Here is an 18,291-nt window from a genome sequence, read left to right as displayed (position 1 = left end):
AAAAAACCCTGCCGAGGCAGGGTTTTTATCAGGCAAAGAACGATTAATCGTTTTTGTTGCCGCCGAGACCGGCGTTTAACAGTTCCGCCAGACTGGCTGAGGCTTCATCCGCAGTAACCTGCGGTGCAACCGGAACTTCACCTGCCGCTTTGCGGCGCATACGATCCTGATGGTACGCATAACCGGTACCCGCCGGGATCAGACGACCCACGATCACGTTCTCTTTCAGGCCGCGCAGTTCATCGCGCTTACCTGCTACTGCTGCTTCGGTCAGGACACGAGTGGTCTCCTGGAACGATGCTGCAGAGATGAACGATTCGGTAGCCAGTGACGCTTTGGTAATACCCAGCAGGTCACGCATAAAGGTTGCGCCGACTTTTCCGTTCGCTTCCAGATCACGGTTAGAGATCTTGATGCGAGAGAATTCAGCCTGCTCACCTTCCAGGAAGTCTGCACTTCCTGCGCTCACGATAGTTGCTTTACGCAGCATCTGACGCACGATAACTTCGATGTGCTTATCGTTAATCTTAACGCCTTGCAGACGGTAAACTTCCTGCACTTCGTTAGTGATGTAACGGGTCACCGCATGCACGCCACGCAAGCGCAGAATATCATGTGGAGACTCTGGGCCATCGGAAACCACGTCACCGCGCTCAACACGTTCACCTTCGAACACGTTCAGCTGACGCCATTTCGGAATCATCTCTTCGTACGGCTCGCTACCATCCAGCGGAGTAATCACCAGACGACGCTTACCTTTGGTCTCTTTACCGAAGGAGATGATGCCGCTGATCTCCGCCAGGATAGCTGGCTCTTTCGGACGACGCGCTTCGAACAGGTCAGCAACGCGTGGCAGACCACCGGTAATATCCTTGGTACCGCCAGATTCCTGCGGAACACGCGCTAACGTGTCACCAGCACTGATCTTAACGCCATCTTCCAGCTGAACAATCGCTTTACCTGGCAGGAAGTACTGAGCCGGCATGTCGGTGCCCGGGATCAGAACGTCGTTGCCGTTGGCATCAACAATTTTCAGAGCAGGACGCAGATCTTTACCGCCCGCAGTACGTTCAGCGCTGTCCAGAACCACCAGTGAAGACAGACCGGTTAAGTCATCTGTCTGACGGGTAATGGTCTGGCCATCAACCATGTCCGTGAAGCGAATGAAACCGCCCACTTCGGTGATGACTGGCATGGTATGCGGATCCCAGTTTGCGACGGTTTCGCCCGCTGCAACCTGCTCACCATCACCTTTCGCCATGGAAGAACCATAAGGAACTTTATAGCTCTCTTTGGTACGACCAAATTCGTCGATCATTTTCAGTTCAACGTTACGCGAGGTGATCACCAGCTTGCCTGCCGAGTTCGTTACGGACTTGGCGTTGGTCAGCTTGATGGTACCTTTGTTCTTCACCTGAATGCTGGATTCAGCAGCCGCACGTGATGCCGCACCACCGATGTGGAACGTACGCATCGTCAGCTGTGTACCTGGCTCACCGATGGACTGTGCCGCGATAACACCGATCGCTTCACCTTTGTTGATGATGTGACCACGTGCCAGGTCGCGACCGTAGCAATGCGCACACACACCAAAGTCGGTTTCACAACCTACTACTGAGCGGACTTTCAGGCTGTCGACTGAGTTCAGTTCCAGCACGTCACACCAGTGCTCATCGAGCAGCGTGTTGCGTGGGACCAGAATATCAGCCGTACCCGGCTTCAGAACGTCTTCAGCAGTCACACGACCCAGTACACGCTCACGCAGAGGCTCTTTAACGTCGCCACCTTCGATGACAGGCGTCATCATGATGCCTTCGTGTGTACCACAGTCATCTTCGGTAACAACCAGATCCTGTGCAACGTCAACCAGACGACGCGTCAGATAACCGGAGTTCGCTGTTTTCAGTGCGGTATCCGCCAGACCTTTACGCGCACCGTGGGTTGAGATGAAGTACTGGAGTACGTTCAACCCTTCACGGAAATTCGCCGTGATTGGTGTTTCGATGATGGAGCCATCGGGTTTCGCCATCAGACCACGCATACCGGCCAGCTGACGAATCTGTGCTGCAGAACCACGCGCACCGGAGTCGGCCATCATAAAGATGCTGTTAAAGGAAACCTGTCGCTCTTCTTCGCCATCGCGGTTAATCACGAGTTCGGTAGAGAGGTTTTCCATCATCGCTTTGGCAACACGTTCGTTGGCTGCTGCCCAGATATCGATGACTTTGTTATAACGTTCGCCTGCCGTTACCAGACCAGACTGGAACTGCTCCTGAATCTCAGCCACTTCCGCTTCCGCTTCGGTGATGATTTCCACTTTCTTCTCTGGAATAACCATGTCGTCGATGCCGACTGACGCGCCTGAACGGGCAGCGTAAGCGAAACCGGTGTACATGGTCTGGTCAGCAAAGATAACGGTCGGCTTCAGGCCCAGAATGCGATAACAGGTGTTAAGCATTTTGGAGATAGCTTTTTTGCCCAGCGCCTGGTTAACGATAGAGAAAGGCAGACCTTTCGGCACGATCATCCACAGGATGGCACGGCCAATCGTTGTATCAATGATGCTGGTTTTAGCAACCCACTCATCCTGCTCATTTTTCTCGTGTTCGGTGATACGCACCTTAACGCGAGCATGCAGAGAGGCGAGGCCAGCGCGATAGATACGCTCAGCTTCTTTCGGGCCAGTCAGCACCATGCCTTCGCCTTTGGCGTTAACACAGTCACGGGTCATGTAATAGAGACCCAGTACAACGTCCTGAGAAGGAACGATGATTGGCTCGCCGTTCGCAGGTGACAGGATGTTGTTGGTCGACATCATCAGCGCACGCGCTTCCAGCTGGGCTTCCAGCGTCAGCGGTACGTGAACAGCCATCTGGTCACCATCGAAGTCGGCGTTATATGCCGCACAAACCAGCGGGTGCAGCTGGATCGCTTTACCTTCGATCAGAACCGGTTCAAAGGCCTGAATACCCAGACGGTGCAGCGTAGGCGCACGGTTCAGCAGAACCGGATGCTCACGGATCACTTCGTCGAGGATATCCCAGACAACCGCTTCTTCGCGCTCAACCATTTTCTTCGCGGCTTTGATGGTGGTGGCCAGGCCACGCAGTTCCAGCTTGCCGTAAATGAACGGTTTGAACAGTTCGAGTGCCATTTTCTTAGGCAGACCGCACTGATGCAGACGCAGGTATGGACCAACGGTGATAACCGAACGACCAGAATAGTCGACACGTTTACCCAGCAGGTTCTGACGGAAACGACCCTGCTTACCTTTGATCATGTCAGCCAGCGATTTCAGCGGACGCTTGTTAGAACCGGTGATCGCACGACCGCGACGACCGTTATCCAGCAGTGCATCGACCGCTTCCTGCAACATACGCTTTTCGTTGCGTACGATGATATCTGGCGCAGCCAGATCCAGCAGGCGCTTCAGACGGTTGTTACGGTTGATCACGCGACGATAAAGATCGTTCAGATCCGACGTTGCGAAACGGCCACCATCCAGCGGTACCAGCGGACGCAGATCCGGTGGCAGAACAGGCAGCACGGTCAGGATCATCCACTCTGGCTTGTTGCCAGACTGTACGAACGCTTCCAGCAGCTTGATGCGCTTGGTCAGTTTTTTACGTTTGGTTTCGGAGTTAGTTTCGTTCAGCTCTTCACGCAGCTGCTCGCACTCCTGTTCCAGATCCATGTTTTTCAACAGGGCCTGGATCGCTTCGGCGCCCATTTTGGCGTCGAATTCGTCACCGAACTCTTCCAGAGCGTCAAGATACTGCTCTTCAGTCAGGATCTGACGCTTCTCGAGGTTGGTCATGCCACCTTCGATTACCACGTAAGATTCAAAGTAGAGCACGCGCTCGATGTCACGCAGTGGCATATCCAGCAGTAAGCCGATACGCGATGGCAGTGACTTCAGGAACCAGATGTGCGCAGTTGGCGATGCCAGTTCGATGTGGCCCATACGCTCACGGCGTACTTTAGTCTGGGTCACTTCAACACCGCACTTCTCACAAATCACACCACGGTGTTTCAGGCGCTTGTATTTGCCGCACAGGCACTCATAGTCTTTTACCGGCCCGAAGATACGGGCACAGAACAGACCATCGCGCTCTGGCTTAAAAGTACGGTAGTTAATGGTTTCTGGCTTTTTCACTTCACCAAAAGACCAGGAACGGATCATGTCTGGCGAAGCCAGCGCAATTTTGATCGCATCAAACTCTTCGGTCTTAGTTTGCGCTTTCAGAAACTTAAGTAAGTCTTTCACGGATTAGCTCCCGTCGGAGTGAGACTCAGAGGGCGTCCAACCGAAATTGAACGCCCCGTAACCAGTACAATTGCGAGCGCTTTAAACCCAGCGCTTTCAGGCGGCAGCGAACCGCAGCCTGAAAAGGGGTTACTCGTCTTCCAGCTCGATGTTGATACCCAGCGAGCGAATCTCTTTCAACAGTACGTTGAAGGATTCCGGCATGCCCGGTTCCATCTGATGGTTACCGTCAACGATGTTTTTATACATCTTGGTACGGCCGTTGACGTCATCAGACTTAACGGTAAGCATTTCCTGCAGGGTATAGGCGGCACCGTATGCTTCCAGTGCCCATACTTCCATCTCACCAAAGCGCTGACCACCGAACTGTGCCTTACCACCCAGCGGCTGCTGAGTAACCAGGCTGTAGGAACCGGTTGAACGTGCATGCATCTTGTCATCAACCAGGTGGTTGAGTTTCAGCATGTACATGTAGCCAACGGTTACCTGACGTTCGAACTGCTCACCGGTACGGCCGTCAAACAGGGTAATCTGACCGGAAGAAGGCAAGCCGCCGAGCTGCAGCAGCTCTTTGATTTCGCTCTCTTTCGCGCCATCAAACACCGGAGTGGCGATTGGCATACCTTTCTTCAGGTTCTCAGCCAGACGAAGCACTTCGTCATCGGAGAAGGTGTTCAGGTCAACTTTCTGACGCAGATCGCTACCCAGGTCATAGGCGCGCTGGATGAATTCACGCAGTTTCGCGACTTCTTCCTGTTTCTTCAGCATGGCGTTGATCTTCTCGCCAATGCCTTTCGCTGCCATACCCAGGTGGGTTTCCAGAATCTGACCGATGTTCATACGCGATGGTACGCCCAGCGGGTTCAGAACGATGTCAACCGGCGTGCCGTTTTCATCGTAAGGCATATCTTCGATCGGGTTGATCTTAGAGATAACACCTTTGTTACCGTGACGGCCTGCCATTTTGTCACCCGGCTGAATCTGGCGCTTAACTGCCAGATAAACCTTAACGATTTTCAGCACGCCTGGTGCCAGATCATCGCCCTGGGTGATTTTACGACGCTTACCTTCGAGTTTTTTCTCAAACTCGTGCTTCAGTTCGTCGTACTGCTCTGCCAGCTGCTCCAGCTGGTTTTGCTTGGCTTCGTCAGTCAGACCCAGCTCCAGCCAGCGCTCGCGCGGCAGCTTGTCCAGTTTGTCTGCTTCAACGCCACCCGAAATCAGTACGTTCTGGATACGGCTGAAGAGGCCCGCTTCCAGAATCTGCAGTTCTTCAGACAGGTCTTTCTTGGCCTGCTTCAGCTGCATCTCTTCGATTTCCAGCGCACGTTTGTCTTTTTCCACGCCATCGCGGGTAAAGACCTGAACGTCGATCACGGTGCCTGACACGCCATTCGGTACGCGCAGTGACGAATCTTTCACGTCAGAGGCTTTTTCACCGAAGATAGCGCGCAGCAGTTTCTCTTCTGGCGTCAGCTGGGTCTCACCTTTCGGCGTTACCTTACCAACCAGAATATCGCCACCGGTCACTTCAGCACCGATGTAGACGATGCCAGACTCATCCAGTTTGGAGAGAGCAGCTTCACCCACGTTCGGGATATCAGCCGTGATCTCTTCTGGCCCCAGTTTGGTGTCACGCGACACGCAAGCCAGTTCCTGAATGTGGATAGTCGTAAAACGATCTTCCTGAACCACACGCTCGGAGACCAGGATGGAGTCTTCGAAGTTGTAGCCGTTCCACGGCATGAACGCTACGCGCATGTTCTGGCCCAGTGCCAGTTCACCCAGATCGGTGGACGGGCCATCTGCCAGCACGTCGCCGCGCTCAACCGGCTCACCCAGAGAAACACATGGCATCTGGTTGATGCAGGTGTTCTGGTTAGAACGGGTATATTTGGTCAGGTTGTAGATGTCGATACCGGCTTCGCCAGCATGCATTTCGTCTTCGTTAACTTTGATAACGATACGTGATGCATCGACGTACTGTACGGTACCGCCACGTTTCGCAACGGCAGTAACACCGGAGTCAACGGCAACAGCACGTTCCATACCGGTACCAACCAGCGGCTTATCAGCACGCAGAGTCGGAACGGCCTGACGTTGCATGTTCGCACCCATCAGGGCGCGGTTAGCATCATCGTGTTCCAGGAACGGGATCAGTGACGCACCGACAGAAACGATCTGTTGGGTCGAAACGTCCATGTAGTCAACCTGATCACGGCTGAACAGACTTGATTCGCCTTTGCTACGGCAGGTGACCAGGTCATCAACAAACGCGCCGTTATCATCAAGAGGGGCGTTCGCCTGAGCGATAACGTAGTTACCCTCTTCGATAGCAGAGAGGTAATGAATCTCGTCAGAAACCAGACCGTCGATAACACGGCGATAAGGTGTCTCAAGGAAACCGTACTCATTGGTCTGCGCATATACAGACAAGGAGTTGATCAGACCGATGTTCGGACCTTCAGGGGTTTCGATTGGGCAGACACGACCGTAGTGCGTTGGGTGTACGTCACGCACTTCAAAGCCGGCACGCTCACGCGTCAAACCACCCGGGCCGAGAGCAGAGATACGACGTTTGTGCGTAATCTCTGACAGCGGGTTGTTCTGATCCATAAACTGAGAAAGCTGGCTGGAACCAAAGAACTCTTTCACCGCAGCCGAAATCGGCTTCGCGTTGATCATGTCCTGAGGCATCAGGGTATCAAGGTCGCCCAGTGACAGACGCTCTTTAACCGCACGCTCAACACGTACCAGACCGACGCGGAACTGGTTCTCAGCCATTTCACCGACTGAACGAATACGACGGTTACCGAGGTGGTCGATATCGTCCACTTCGCCTTTACCGTTACGGATGTCGATCAGCTTCTTCATCACTTCAATGATGTCGTCTTTGCTCAGGATGCCTGAACCTTCGATTTCATCACGCAGTAATGAGCGGTTGAACTTCATACGGCCGACAGCAGAAAGATCATAACGATCTTCAGAGAAGAACAGGTTCTCAAACAGGTTCTCTGCTGCTTCGCGTGTTGGCGGCTCACCAGGACGCATCATGCGGTAGATCTCAACCAGTGCGCTCAGGCGATCGCTGGTTGGGTCAACACGCAGGGTCTCAGACATATATGGACCGTGGTCCAGATCGTTGGTGAACAGCGTTTCGATGCGCTTGTGACCGGACTGGCTCAGTTTGGCCAGCAAATCCAGTGACAGTTCCATGTTCGCTGCAATAATCAGCTCACCGGTGCTCTCATCGATGTAGTCTTTAGCGACCACTTTGCCCGCGATATATTCAACCGGAACTTCGATGTGCTGAATGCCATCTTTTTCCAGCTGACGGATATGGCGCGCAGTAATACGGCGTGCTTTCTCGACGTAGACGGTGCCGTTCGCTTCGATATCGAAGGTTGCAGTTTCACCGCGCAGGCGCTCAGGCACCAGCTCCATCTGCAGCTTGTTGTCACGGATTTCAAACACCACTTTCTCGAAGAAGATATCGAGGATCTGAGGTGTAGTGAACTGTAACGCGCGAAGGATGATAGTGGCCGGCAGCTTACGACGACGGTCAATACGGACAAACAGGTTATCTTTCGGGTCAAACTCAAAGTCGAGCCATGAACCGCGGTAAGGGATGATACGTGCGTTGTACAGCACTTTACCCGATGAGTGGGTTTTACCCTTATCGCTATCAAAGAACACGCCAGGACTACGGTGCAGCTGAGAAACGATAACGCGTTCGGTACCATTGATAACAAAGGTACCGTTGTCGGTCATGAGCGGAATTTCGCCCATGTAGACTTCTTGTTCTTTAATGTCTTTTACGGTGCCTTCTGGCGCTTCGCGCTCATAGACCACCAGACGCAGTTTCACGCGCAGCGGTGCCGAATAGGTCACGCCACGGATCTGACACTCTTTCACGTCAAAGACAGGTTCACCCAGGCGATAGCTGACATACTGCAACTCAGAGTTGCCGCTGTAGCTCGCAATAGGGAATACAGAGCGGAATGCAGCTTCCAGTCCGTACTGACCTTCTGGATCTTGCTCGATAAACTTCTGGAACGAGTCGAGCTGGATGGAAAGGAGATAAGGTATGTCCAGTACTTGCGGACGTTTACCAAAATCCTTACGAATACGTTTTTTCTCGGTATAGGAGTAAACCATAGGGTTCCTCAGCTAGCTGACAAGTCGACCCACGCTGTCCGTCCTGACAGGACAGTTCATGCAACACGATTTTGTTTGATTCACTGGCTGCGCAGCAGCAGTGCAATACCTCTTTCTATCACGCTTAAATCATTTCATCGCTGTTGCGAGGGCAGGGAACCCGCACAGGTAGAGCGGTATATTAAGTCGTCGATAGAGAAAGATATTGAAGAGTAACAATGGACAAACAGTGTGAAACCCCATTGAGACCCTGTAGCGCAAAAAGGCTGGTGACCAAAAAGTCACCAGCCATCAGTCTGAAACTACTCAGACTGCAACCCGGAGGTTGTCTTACTTAACTTCAACTTCAGCGCCAGCTTCTTTCAGAGCAGCTTCAAGTGCAGCTGCGTCGTCTTTGCTGATTGCTTCTTTGATCACGCCAGTTGCTTCAACCAGATCTTTGGCTTCTTTCAGGCCCAGACCAGTTGCAGTACGTACGGCTTTGATTACTGCAACCTTGTTCGGGCCAACAGCTTTCAGGACTACGTCGAATTCAGTTTTTTCTTCAACAGCTTCAGCCGGGCCAGCAGCAACAGCTACAGCAGCAGCAGCAGAAACGCCGAATTTTTCTTCCATTGCAGAAACCAGCTCAACAACTTCCATTACGGACATCGCTGCAACAGCTTCCAGAATTTGGTCTTTAGTAATAGACATGACAATTGTTCCTAAGAATCAGAAAAAGTTTATACGTAAGCAATTACGAAGAAAAGAATATGGCCTTAAGCCGCTTCTTTTGCATCGCGTACAGCAGCCAGAGTGCGGACCAGTTTGCCAGCAGCGGCTTCTTTCATGGTCGACATCAGACGTGCCAGTGCTTCTTCGTAGGTCGGCAGAGTTGCCAGACGGTCAATATTGGCCGCCGTGATCAGCTCACCTTCAAAGGCTGCAGCTTTGACCTCAAATTTTGCATTCGCTTTCGCGAAATCTTTAAACAGACGAGCAGCAGCGCCCGGGTGTTCCATAGAATATGCAATCAGGGTCGGACCAACAAACGTGTCTTTCAGGCACTCAAACTGAGTACCTTCAACGACGCGGCGCAGCAGGGTGTTACGAACAACACGCATGTAAACGCCAGCTTCACGGCCTGCTTTACGCAGTTCGGTCATTTTATCAACGGTAACGCCACGGGAATCCGCAACAACCGCTGAAAGCGCACCTTTGGCTACTTCGCTGACTTCAGCAACAATCGCTTGTTTGTCTTGAAGATTTAATGCCATTAGCTTTTGCTCCTGGATTTGACCGGGAAAGGATTTCCCCGGAACTCACTTCACTTACTTACCCCTGGGGGTAATAAGCGCTCGAACACGGTGAGCAGAATCCAGCTAAGAAAAAATTCTTTTGGTTCTGTCACCGTCTACGCAGGGTATTAAGCGGAATATCCGGAGATAAACAGCTCCTGCGGTCTTGGACGGAGGCCAGGATAAGGCCTGGCTCCAACCTAAATTCTGTGTGACGCAGCAGAGTCAGAGGGAGAGGCGATAAACGCAACAGTCCGTTCTGGCTCTCTGGTGTCCTGTTCTGTTAATAACAGAACAACGGGCGTAAGATTCTAGGTGAATTTTTCGCCCGTTTCAAGCAGCAATTAGTTTGCTGTTGCGTTCAGACCAGCCTGGTCAACGGCAACGCCGGCACCCATGGTGGTTGAAAGGCTAACTTTCTTGATGTACACGCCTTTCGCCTGAGATGGTTTTGCTTTTTTCAGCGCAACCAGCAGAGATTCCAGGTTTTCTTTCAGTTTGTCAGCGTCAAAGTCCACTTTACCAATGGTAGTGTGGATGATGCCGTTTTTGTCGTTACGATAACGAACCTGACCTGCTTTAGCGTTCTTAACTGCTTCAGCAACGTTAGGGGTTACCGTACCAACTTTCGGGTTTGGCATCAGGCCGCGTGGGCCCAGAATCTGGCCTAACTGGCCAACAACGCGCATTGCATCCGGAGAAGCAATAACAACGTCAAAATTCATTTCGCCTTTCTTGATCTGATCAGCCAGGTCTTCCATGCCTACCAGCTCAGCGCCTGCTGCTTTAGCAGCTTCAGCGTTTGCGCCCTGAGCAAAGACAGCAACACGTACTGAACGACCAGTACCGTGTGGCAGAACGGTCGCGCCGCGAACGTTTTGATCAGATTTACGTGCATCAATGCCGAGGTTGACAGCAACGTCAACGCTTTCAACGAACTTGGCAGTAGCCAGTTCTTTCAGCAGAGCAACGGCTTCAGCAATGTCATACTGCTTAGTCACGTCAACTTTGTCGCGAATTACGGTCATGCGCTTGGTCAGCTTAGCCATTTCTTAGTCCTCTACTACCAGGCCCATGGAACGAGCAGTACCTTCGATTGAGCGAGTCATCGCTTCAACGTCAGAACCAGTCATGTCCGCAGCTTTGGTTTCTGCGATTTCACGTACCTGAGCACGAGTCACTTTACCGACTTTATCTTTGTTCGGCTTACCAGAACCAGACTTGATGCCCGCTGCTTTTTTCAGCAGTACGGCAGCCGGAGGCGTTTTGGTAATGAAGGTAAAAGAACGGTCGCTGTATACGGTGATAACAACTGGAGTCGGCAGACCTTTTTCCAGAGATTCAGTCTTAGCGTTGAACGCCTTACAGAATTCCATGATGTTAACACCCTGCTGACCCAGAGCTGGACCAACCGGTGGACTTGGGTTCGCCATACCAGCTGCAACCTGCAGCTTGACGTAGGCTTGGACTTTCTTAGCCATGATATTTCCTCAATTGGGTTATAGCGCCTGTAAAGGCTCCCCGTGATAACGATTTATCCGCTGTTTCCAGCGCATAAAAACAAAAGGCGCGAAATTGTAGTTAAATTTCGCGCCTGCTGCAACAGCTAATTTGTGAGCGGAAAGAGTTTAACCTTTCTCCACCTGACCGAAGTCCAGTTCAACCGGTGTTGCACGACCAAAGATGGACACGGAAACCGTCAGGCGGCTTTTCTCGTAATCCACATCTTCAACCACACCGTTAAAGTCAGCAAATGGGCCGTCATTAACGCGAACCATTTCACCAGGCTCAAACAGGGTTTTAGGACGAGGCTTATCGCCGACCTGCTGCAGACGGTTCATGATCGCATCAACTTCTTTGTCGCTGATAGGTGCCGGACGGTCAGATGTACCGCCGATAAAACCCATCACGCGTGGGACGCTGCGCACTAAATGCCAACTGGCGTCATTCATGACCATCTGGACCAGTACGTATCCCGGGAAAAACTTGCGCTCGCTCTTACGACGCTGGCCGCCACGAATTTCGACGACTTCTTCAGTCGGAACCATGACGTCGCCAAACAGCTCTTCCATGTTGTGCAATTTGATATGCTCGCGCAGCGATTGAGCTACGCGGCCTTCAAAACCGGAAAACGCCTGTACGACGTACCAGCGTTTCTTTGGAGCTTCAGACATCTCAGAACCTCAGGCCAGTGATAAACGATACCAGACGGACCAGAATACCATCCAGCCCCCACAAAATCAGTGACATCACGGCAGTAACCGCGGCAACGATTAAGGTGGTGTGCAGCGTTTCCTGGCGGGTTGGCCAGATAACCTTACGCATCTCTGTTCTTGCTTCACGAGCAAAAGCCACAGTCGCTTTGCCTTTGGTCGTTAAAAGCGCAATGCCGCCAGCCGCTGCAATCAGTACAACTACGGCTAATGCACGCAGTGGCAATGACACATCACGATAGAGGTAGTTACCTACAATCGCTGCAAGCAGCAGTAACACAACTACTACCCACTTTACCGCTTCCAGGCCACGCCCGCTCCCTTGAGCTTCGGTATTCGCACTCATAAACCAACCTGCCACAATAATTCAGAAACTATTCTGCCCCGCAGTGCGAGGCGTCCAAACCGAATGAGCTTTTGGGGCGTAACTCGGTATCCAACGCCGCATTACAGAGCCTGTCTCAGCAATGATTATGATTCAGAAAATCACTGATGAGCCAGGTTCTATGAAACAGCGTGCAAAAAGGGCATCAAATGATGCCCTTTCCGTGTGCATTGCGTCAAATGTTATCGGTAATTATGCAATAACTTTAGCAACAACACCCGCGCCAACGGTACGGCCACCTTCGCGGATTGCGAAGCGCAGACCTTCGTCCATTGCGATTGGGTGAATCAGGGTAACAACCATTTTGATGTTGTCGCCTGGCATTACCATTTCAACGCCTTCTGGCAGCTCTACTGAGCCGGTCACATCAGTTGTACGGAAGTAGAACTGTGGACGATAGCCTTTGAAGAACGGAGTATGGCGGCCACCTTCGTCTTTAGACAGAACGTAAACTTCTGACTCGAACTGGGTGTGTGGCTTGATTGAGCCTGGCTTAGCCAGAACCTGGCCACGCTGGATGTCTTCACGCTTGATACCGCGCAGCAGAACACCACAGTTTTCGCCTGCCTGACCCTGGTCCAGCAGCTTACGGAACATCTCAACACCGGTACAGGTTGATTTCGCAGTATCTTTGATACCCACGATTTCAACTTCGTCGCCGACTTTAACGATGCCGCGCTCAACACGACCGGTAACAACAGTACCACGGCCAGAGATTGAGAATACGTCTTCGATTGGCAGCAGGAACGGCATGTCGATCGCACGGACTGGATCCGGGATGTAGTTATCCAGGTGCTCAGCCAGTTCGATGATTTTCGCTTCCCACTCAGGAACGCCTTCCAGCGCTTTCAGAGCAGAACCACGAACGATTGGCGTGTCGTCGCCTGGGAAGTCGTACTGTGACAGCAGGTCACGTACTTCCATCTCTACCAGCTCCAGCAGCTCTTCATCATCAACCATGTCGCACTTGTTCAGGAACACGATGATGTAAGGAACGCCAACCTGACGACCCAGCAGGATGTGCTCACGGGTCTGTGGCATCGGGCCATCAGTCGCAGCAACAACCAGGATCGCGCCGTCCATCTGCGCAGCACCGGTGATCATGTTTTTCACATAGTCGGCGTGGCCTGGGCAGTCAACGTGAGCATAGTGACGTGCAGCAGTCTCATACTCAACGTGTGCGGTGTTGATGGTAATACCGCGGGCTTTTTCTTCAGGCGTGCTGTCGATCTGATCGAATGCACGAGCCTGGCCGCCGTTGGTTTTAGCCAGTACGGTAGTGATAGCTGCAGTCAGGGTGGTTTTACCGTGGTCAACGTGACCGATGGTGCCCACGTTTACGTGCAGTTTGTTACGTTGAAATTGCTCTTTAGCCATCGCTAGTCCCTCTAAGACACGGATATATCAATGATATCATCACATTAACCAGGCAATGCCTGACTGCAAGGAAGTTACAGAGAAAATCAGGAGGGAGATTAAAGGAAGTGGTGCTGATACCCAGAGTCGAACTGGGGACCTCACCCTTACCAAGGGTGCGCTCTACCAACTGAGCCATATCAGCACATCTGGAGCGGGCAGCGGGAATCGAACCCGCATCATCAGCTTGGAAGGCTGAGGTAATAGCCATTATACGATGCCCGCATCCTGGAACTCGGCTACCTGTTCTTTCTGTAGCTTGCAGATAACAGAGAATGTTTCTCTACTACCTGCTGCCTGTCAGCGAAGCTGACCGACTTTGACTTCGCTAACGCTCAGTCTGAATTCAGGGTGATAAATGACTCACCTGACAGATAAACAGGTTGTTTATCTGTACCCAACCATGAGGTTGAGATGGTGGTGGGAGAAGGATTCGAACCTTCGAAGTCTGTGACGGCAGATTTACAGTCTGCTCCCTTTGGCCGCTCGGGAATCCCACCTACTTGATGGTGCCGGCTACCGGAATCGAACTGGTGACCTACTGATTACAAGTCAGTTGCTCTACCAACTGAGCTAAGCCGGCATCAAGTGGAGCGCATTCTAGGAAGGTCGGGCTCTGGATGCAACTAAAAAATCGCTTATTTTTTTCTATCGCTTACTATTTGTGCAAATCATCGCATTTTGACGTTTTTGTGCAGAATATTTGTGCAATCTGGTTCAGTTTTCACAAGATTCGCGAGACGTCACTGTCGCCTGATGTCTCTCAGCACACCTCAATTCGGAGGATAAATGATCCGCCAGCCGCATTTTTATTTTATTCTTTTTGATTGAGTGATGTTTTTTTGACCCACCCGGCGTCATTTTTATCATGCGCTGGTGATTTCCTATAGAAAGTAGCGTCATTTTTGTCAGGCATATGCTTCAGGTAGTGCAGCGATGCCCCCCAAATAAGACCGCTAAAATGACTTTATAAGATATGTTCTTTTCGAAATTACACAGGTGACGCATTAAATGTGTACCCTATCAGCCTCACTCCAGGCCCTTATAGCAGCATTATGTTATTCAGGTGTCTGGCGGAATGTTCAGAGCAGATAAAAGCCGCATATACGCTGTGATGCGCTGTAACAACATAAATAATGATAAAGCTGCCATAATTGAAGGCATCGAGACGTTTTGTGGGTATGCCGACGAAAGCGTGATCACGTTTATCTTTTTACTTCTGTTAAAAGCCATACTGGTGATACCCTCCAGCCCATTGTTCTCACTGATAAACCAGCGATTCGTGATTCATTTCACCTGTGCTGTCCTGCTTATCGGATAACACGCGGTTGATAGCAATGAATTTGCGGTCAGATGCATGCTTATGGATAAAACAACTCCCCTGACAACGCCTTACTTAGAATTCACTCGTGAGCAGTGGGCTGCATTACGTGATTCCGTTCCTATGACGCTTTCAGAGGAAGAGATCGCGCAGCTGGAGGGCATCAACGAGGATCTCTCGCTGGAGGAGGTAGCAGAAATTTATCTGCCACTTTCGCGTCTGCTCAATTTCTATATAAGTTCGAACGTTCGCCGACAGGCTGTACTGGAGCAATTTCTGGGCACCAATGGCCAGAAAATCCCCTATATCATCAGTATTGCGGGTAGTGTAGCCGTCGGTAAAAGCACGACCGCACGCGTATTGCAGGCGTTGCTCAGCCGCTGGCCTGAACACCGCAAAGTGGAATTGATCACGACGGATGGCTTCCTTCATCCTAATGCCGTGCTGAAAGAACGCGGTTTAATGAAGAAAAAAGGCTTCCCGCAATCCTATGATATGCACCGGCTGGTCAATTTTGTCTCTGATTTGAAATCAGGGGCCAGTCAGGTGACGGCGCCGGTCTATTCGCATCTGATTTATGATGTCATCCCTGATGGCGATAAAGTCATACAACAGCCCGACATTCTTATTCTGGAAGGTCTGAATGTATTGCAGAGTGGCATGGACTATCCGCATGACCCACATCATGTCTTTGTTTCAGACTTCGTCGATTTTTCTATTTATGTTGATGCAGAGGAAGAGTTGCTGCAAAGATGGTATATCAATCGATTCCTGAAATTCCGCCAGGGTGCTTTTACCGATCCGGACTCCTATTTTCACCATTATGCCCAGCTCTCAGAGGCGGAAGCGGTTGAGATAGCAGGTAACTTATGGAAAGAGATTAACTGGCTCAACCTGCAGGAAAATATCCTGCCGACGCGCGAAAGGGCCAGCCTGATCATGACCAAAAGTGGCAATCATGCGGTCGATAGGGTTCGCCTGCGTAAATAACTGCTGTTAAAAAAGCCTGCACACGTGCAGGCTTTTTTGATCAGACAGGGCGTAATGATATTTCACCGCCCACCCAGGCTTTTATTTCCCCATCCTGCTCCAGCAGTAAGCCACCCTGACTGTCAACGCCCCGCGCAATACCATGCACTTCACGCTCGCCGATGAGCAGCTTAACAGGCCGGTTAATGAAATTATCGAGTGCCGCCCAACGCGCGATGAAGGGTGTTAATCCCTCCTGTTCAAACAGTGGCAGGGCTTCGCGCAGACTGTTGATCAGATGCGCTGCCAGCTCATTGCGATTCACCGTGACACCGGCTTCCTGCAGGTTAATCCAGCCCTGATTAATCTGTGATGCATCGGCTGCCCGCATCGCCAGGTTAATCCCTGCACCAATAACGATCTGCGCAGCATCACCGGTTTTCCCGGTCAGTTCGACCAGAATACCTGCCAGTTTGCGATCATTAAGGTAAATATCGTTGGGCCACTTCACGCGGACATCATCAGCCCCCAGTGAACGTAATGTCTCCGCCATGATAATACCAATTACCAGGCTAAGGCCCATCGCCGCAGCGGGTCCCTGTTCCAGACGCCAGTACATGGACATGTAGAGGTTAGCGCCAAAGGGAGAGAACCATTGGCGCCCACGCCGGCCACGACCTGCTTGCTGATATTCAGCGATACAGGCGGCACCTGACTGCATGTCATTCATGCGCTCCAGCAGATACTGGTTTGTGGAGTCAATCACCGGGATGACCGAGACATTGCCCTGCTCAACCTGCGATAAGATTGCCTGCTCATTCAGTAGCTGCATCGGCGCAGACAGGCTGTAGCCCTTTCCTGTCACGGTATAGACGTCAAGTCCCCAGCTTTTTAATGTCTGGATGTGCTTGTTTATGGCTGCACGACTCATGCCCAGTGTTTCACCCAGCTGCTCGCCTGAATGAAACTCACCATCAGATAAAATATCGACCAGCTTTAGCGGGACATTGTGGTCTTTCATGCGATGACTCCGACAGCGTTACACTCGCCCTGCGCCTGAATAAAGCGGACTTCAGGCTCCAGCCAGACATCAAATCTTTCACCCACTTTCGCCCGTACAATTTTTGCCAGCGCAACGATATCGTCAGGCGTGGCATTGTCAGCGTTAATCAGCACCAGAGCCTGTTGCTGGTGAACTGCGGCACCTCCGGTGCGATAACCTTTCAGATGGCACTGATCGATAAGCCATCCTGCTGCCAGCTTGGTTTCACCATTCGGCATCAGATAGTGTGGCATGGCAGGAAAACGCGCCAGCAGGGAGTGGCACTGCGCCTCGGTAACGACGGGATTTTTGAAGAAGCTGCCTACATTACCGGTGACTTTTGGATCCGGTAACTTGCTCTGCCGCATCTGGCACACCGCGTGATAGACATCCCAGGCATTGGCCGTCACCGGATTGAGCGTTTTCAGGTCGCCATAGGTTAATACGGGCTGCCACTGTTTAGGTAATATTATCCCCACCGCAACAATGACATAGCCTGACTGATAACGATGTTTAAAAATACTGTCACGATAGCCAAACTCACAGGCTTCACGATCGAGACGTTCTGTCTCACCACTGTTCAGGTTAAGCACATCCACATATTCGCAGATATCTTTTAACTCCACACCATAAGCACCGATATTCTGAATCGGCGCCGAGCCAGTCATCCCAGGGATCAACGCCAGGTTTTCGAGGCCGGTGATCCCTTTTTCCAGCGTATTTTTAACCAGCTGATGCCAGTTCTCACCTGCCCCAACATGTAACTTCCAGCACTCAAATTCATCCTGAATTTTGATACCTTTGATACGGTTGAGCACCACGGAGCCAGCGAAATCTTCCAGAAAGAGGACATTGCTGCCTTCACCAAGCACCATGAAAGGCGTTTGATCACGCTGGCTGGCCTGCCACGCGGCCAGAATGGCAGCGGGTGTCTCAGCAACGATGCGTTTCTGTGTGTGTACTTCAAGCCCAAGCGTATTGTCGGCTTTTAAGGAGGGATGATGGCTGGACATTTGACGGCCTTTACTGAGTTATCTGGCCGTAGTTTACCGTATCAGAGAGGGGTTCTCAGGCTGTTTTCGGGGATTATGATGAGGTTTTTCACGATCTGCAGATGTAAAAAAGCCCCGCACTTCCGTGCGGGGCTTCTTCACTTATATAATGCCTGGCAGTTCCCTACTCTCGCATGGGGAGACCCCACACTACCATCGGCGCTACGGCGTTTCACTTCTGAGTTCGGCAT

At 51.6% G+C, this 18,291-nt stretch carries 12 protein-coding genes and 4 tRNA genes; 1 reads left to right on the top strand and 15 read right to left on the bottom strand.

Annotated features, from left to right (window positions below; genetic code table 11):
- Window positions 1-43: 43 nt before the first annotated feature.
- From rpoC to HZZ01_RS20520, 13 genes are all read right to left on the bottom strand, one after another.
- Window positions 44-4,267: a DNA-directed RNA polymerase subunit beta' gene (gene rpoC, locus HZZ01_RS20580; RefSeq protein ID WP_179899278.1), complete on the bottom strand. Its 4,224-nt coding sequence runs from the start codon at window positions 4,265-4,267 to the stop codon at window positions 44-46.
- Window positions 4,268-4,396: 129 nt separating this feature from the next.
- Window positions 4,397-8,425, bottom strand: coding sequence for a DNA-directed RNA polymerase subunit beta (gene rpoB, locus HZZ01_RS20575; protein WP_179899277.1), 4,029 nt, complete (start codon window positions 8,423-8,425; stop codon window positions 4,397-4,399).
- 330 nt (window positions 8,426-8,755) lie between these two features.
- Window positions 8,756-9,118 carry a 50S ribosomal protein L7/L12 gene (gene rplL, locus HZZ01_RS20570; RefSeq protein ID WP_008927142.1) on the bottom strand — a complete coding sequence of 121 codons (363 nt, stop codon included), beginning with the start codon at window positions 9,116-9,118 and terminating at the stop codon, window positions 8,756-8,758.
- Window positions 9,119-9,183: 65 nt separating this feature from the next.
- On the bottom strand, window positions 9,184-9,681 hold the full coding sequence (gene rplJ, locus HZZ01_RS20565) for a 50S ribosomal protein L10 (protein WP_003848098.1): 498 nt from the start codon (window positions 9,679-9,681) through the stop codon (window positions 9,184-9,186).
- Between the two features lie 365 nt (window positions 9,682-10,046).
- Entirely contained in the window at window positions 10,047-10,751 is a 705-nt protein-coding gene (gene rplA, locus HZZ01_RS20560; protein ID WP_090967282.1) for a 50S ribosomal protein L1, read from the bottom strand.
- A gap of 3 nt (window positions 10,752-10,754) precedes the next feature.
- Entirely contained in the window at window positions 10,755-11,183 is a 429-nt protein-coding gene (gene rplK / locus HZZ01_RS20555; RefSeq protein ID WP_006121495.1) for a 50S ribosomal protein L11, read from the bottom strand.
- Between the two features lie 147 nt (window positions 11,184-11,330).
- A complete protein-coding gene (gene nusG, locus HZZ01_RS20550) occupies window positions 11,331-11,876 on the bottom strand; it encodes a transcription termination/antitermination protein NusG (RefSeq protein WP_003848088.1) in 546 nt (181 codons plus the stop codon).
- Between the two features lies 1 nt (window position 11,877).
- Complete coding sequence (gene secE / locus HZZ01_RS20545; RefSeq protein ID WP_008927141.1) at window positions 11,878-12,261, bottom strand: preprotein translocase subunit SecE; 384 nt, start codon at window positions 12,259-12,261, stop codon at window positions 11,878-11,880.
- A gap of 231 nt (window positions 12,262-12,492) precedes the next feature.
- The gene (gene tuf, locus HZZ01_RS20540; protein ID WP_013359730.1) at window positions 12,493-13,677 is read right to left on the bottom strand and encodes an elongation factor Tu; all 1,185 of its coding nucleotides are present in this window, start codon (window positions 13,675-13,677) and stop codon (window positions 12,493-12,495) included.
- Between the two features lie 108 nt (window positions 13,678-13,785).
- A tRNA-Thr gene (locus HZZ01_RS20535) sits at window positions 13,786-13,861 on the bottom strand.
- Window positions 13,862-13,866: 5 nt separating this feature from the next.
- A tRNA-Gly gene (locus tag HZZ01_RS20530) sits at window positions 13,867-13,941 on the bottom strand.
- A gap of 190 nt (window positions 13,942-14,131) precedes the next feature.
- Window positions 14,132-14,216: transfer RNA gene (locus HZZ01_RS20525), tRNA-Tyr, on the bottom strand.
- A 7-nt stretch (window positions 14,217-14,223) separates the two neighbouring features.
- Window positions 14,224-14,299, bottom strand: a tRNA-Thr gene (locus HZZ01_RS20520).
- Window positions 14,300-15,079: 780 nt separating this feature from the next.
- Here HZZ01_RS20520 and coaA point away from each other — a divergent pair.
- A complete protein-coding gene (coaA, locus tag HZZ01_RS20515; protein ID WP_179899276.1) occupies window positions 15,080-16,027 on the top strand; it encodes a type I pantothenate kinase in 948 nt (315 codons plus the stop codon).
- A gap of 40 nt (window positions 16,028-16,067) precedes the next feature.
- Here coaA and birA read toward each other — a convergent pair whose 3' ends face one another.
- Window positions 16,068-17,027: a bifunctional biotin--[acetyl-CoA-carboxylase] ligase/biotin operon repressor BirA gene (gene birA, locus HZZ01_RS20510; RefSeq protein ID WP_179899275.1), complete on the bottom strand. Its 960-nt coding sequence runs from the start codon at window positions 17,025-17,027 to the stop codon at window positions 16,068-16,070.
- Entirely contained in the window at window positions 17,024-18,061 is a 1,038-nt protein-coding gene (gene murB / locus HZZ01_RS20505; RefSeq protein ID WP_179899274.1) for a UDP-N-acetylmuramate dehydrogenase, read from the bottom strand. Before murB ends, birA begins: the two co-directional genes overlap by 4 nt.
- Window positions 18,062-18,291 lie beyond the last annotated feature (230 nt).

The organism is Pantoea sp. WMus005, from assembly GCF_013415305.1.
Lineage (GTDB): Bacteria > Pseudomonadota > Gammaproteobacteria > Enterobacterales > Enterobacteriaceae > Pantoea > Pantoea rara.
The sequence above is the reverse complement of the archived record's forward strand: the minus strand, read 5'-3'. Positions and strand labels throughout refer to the sequence as shown.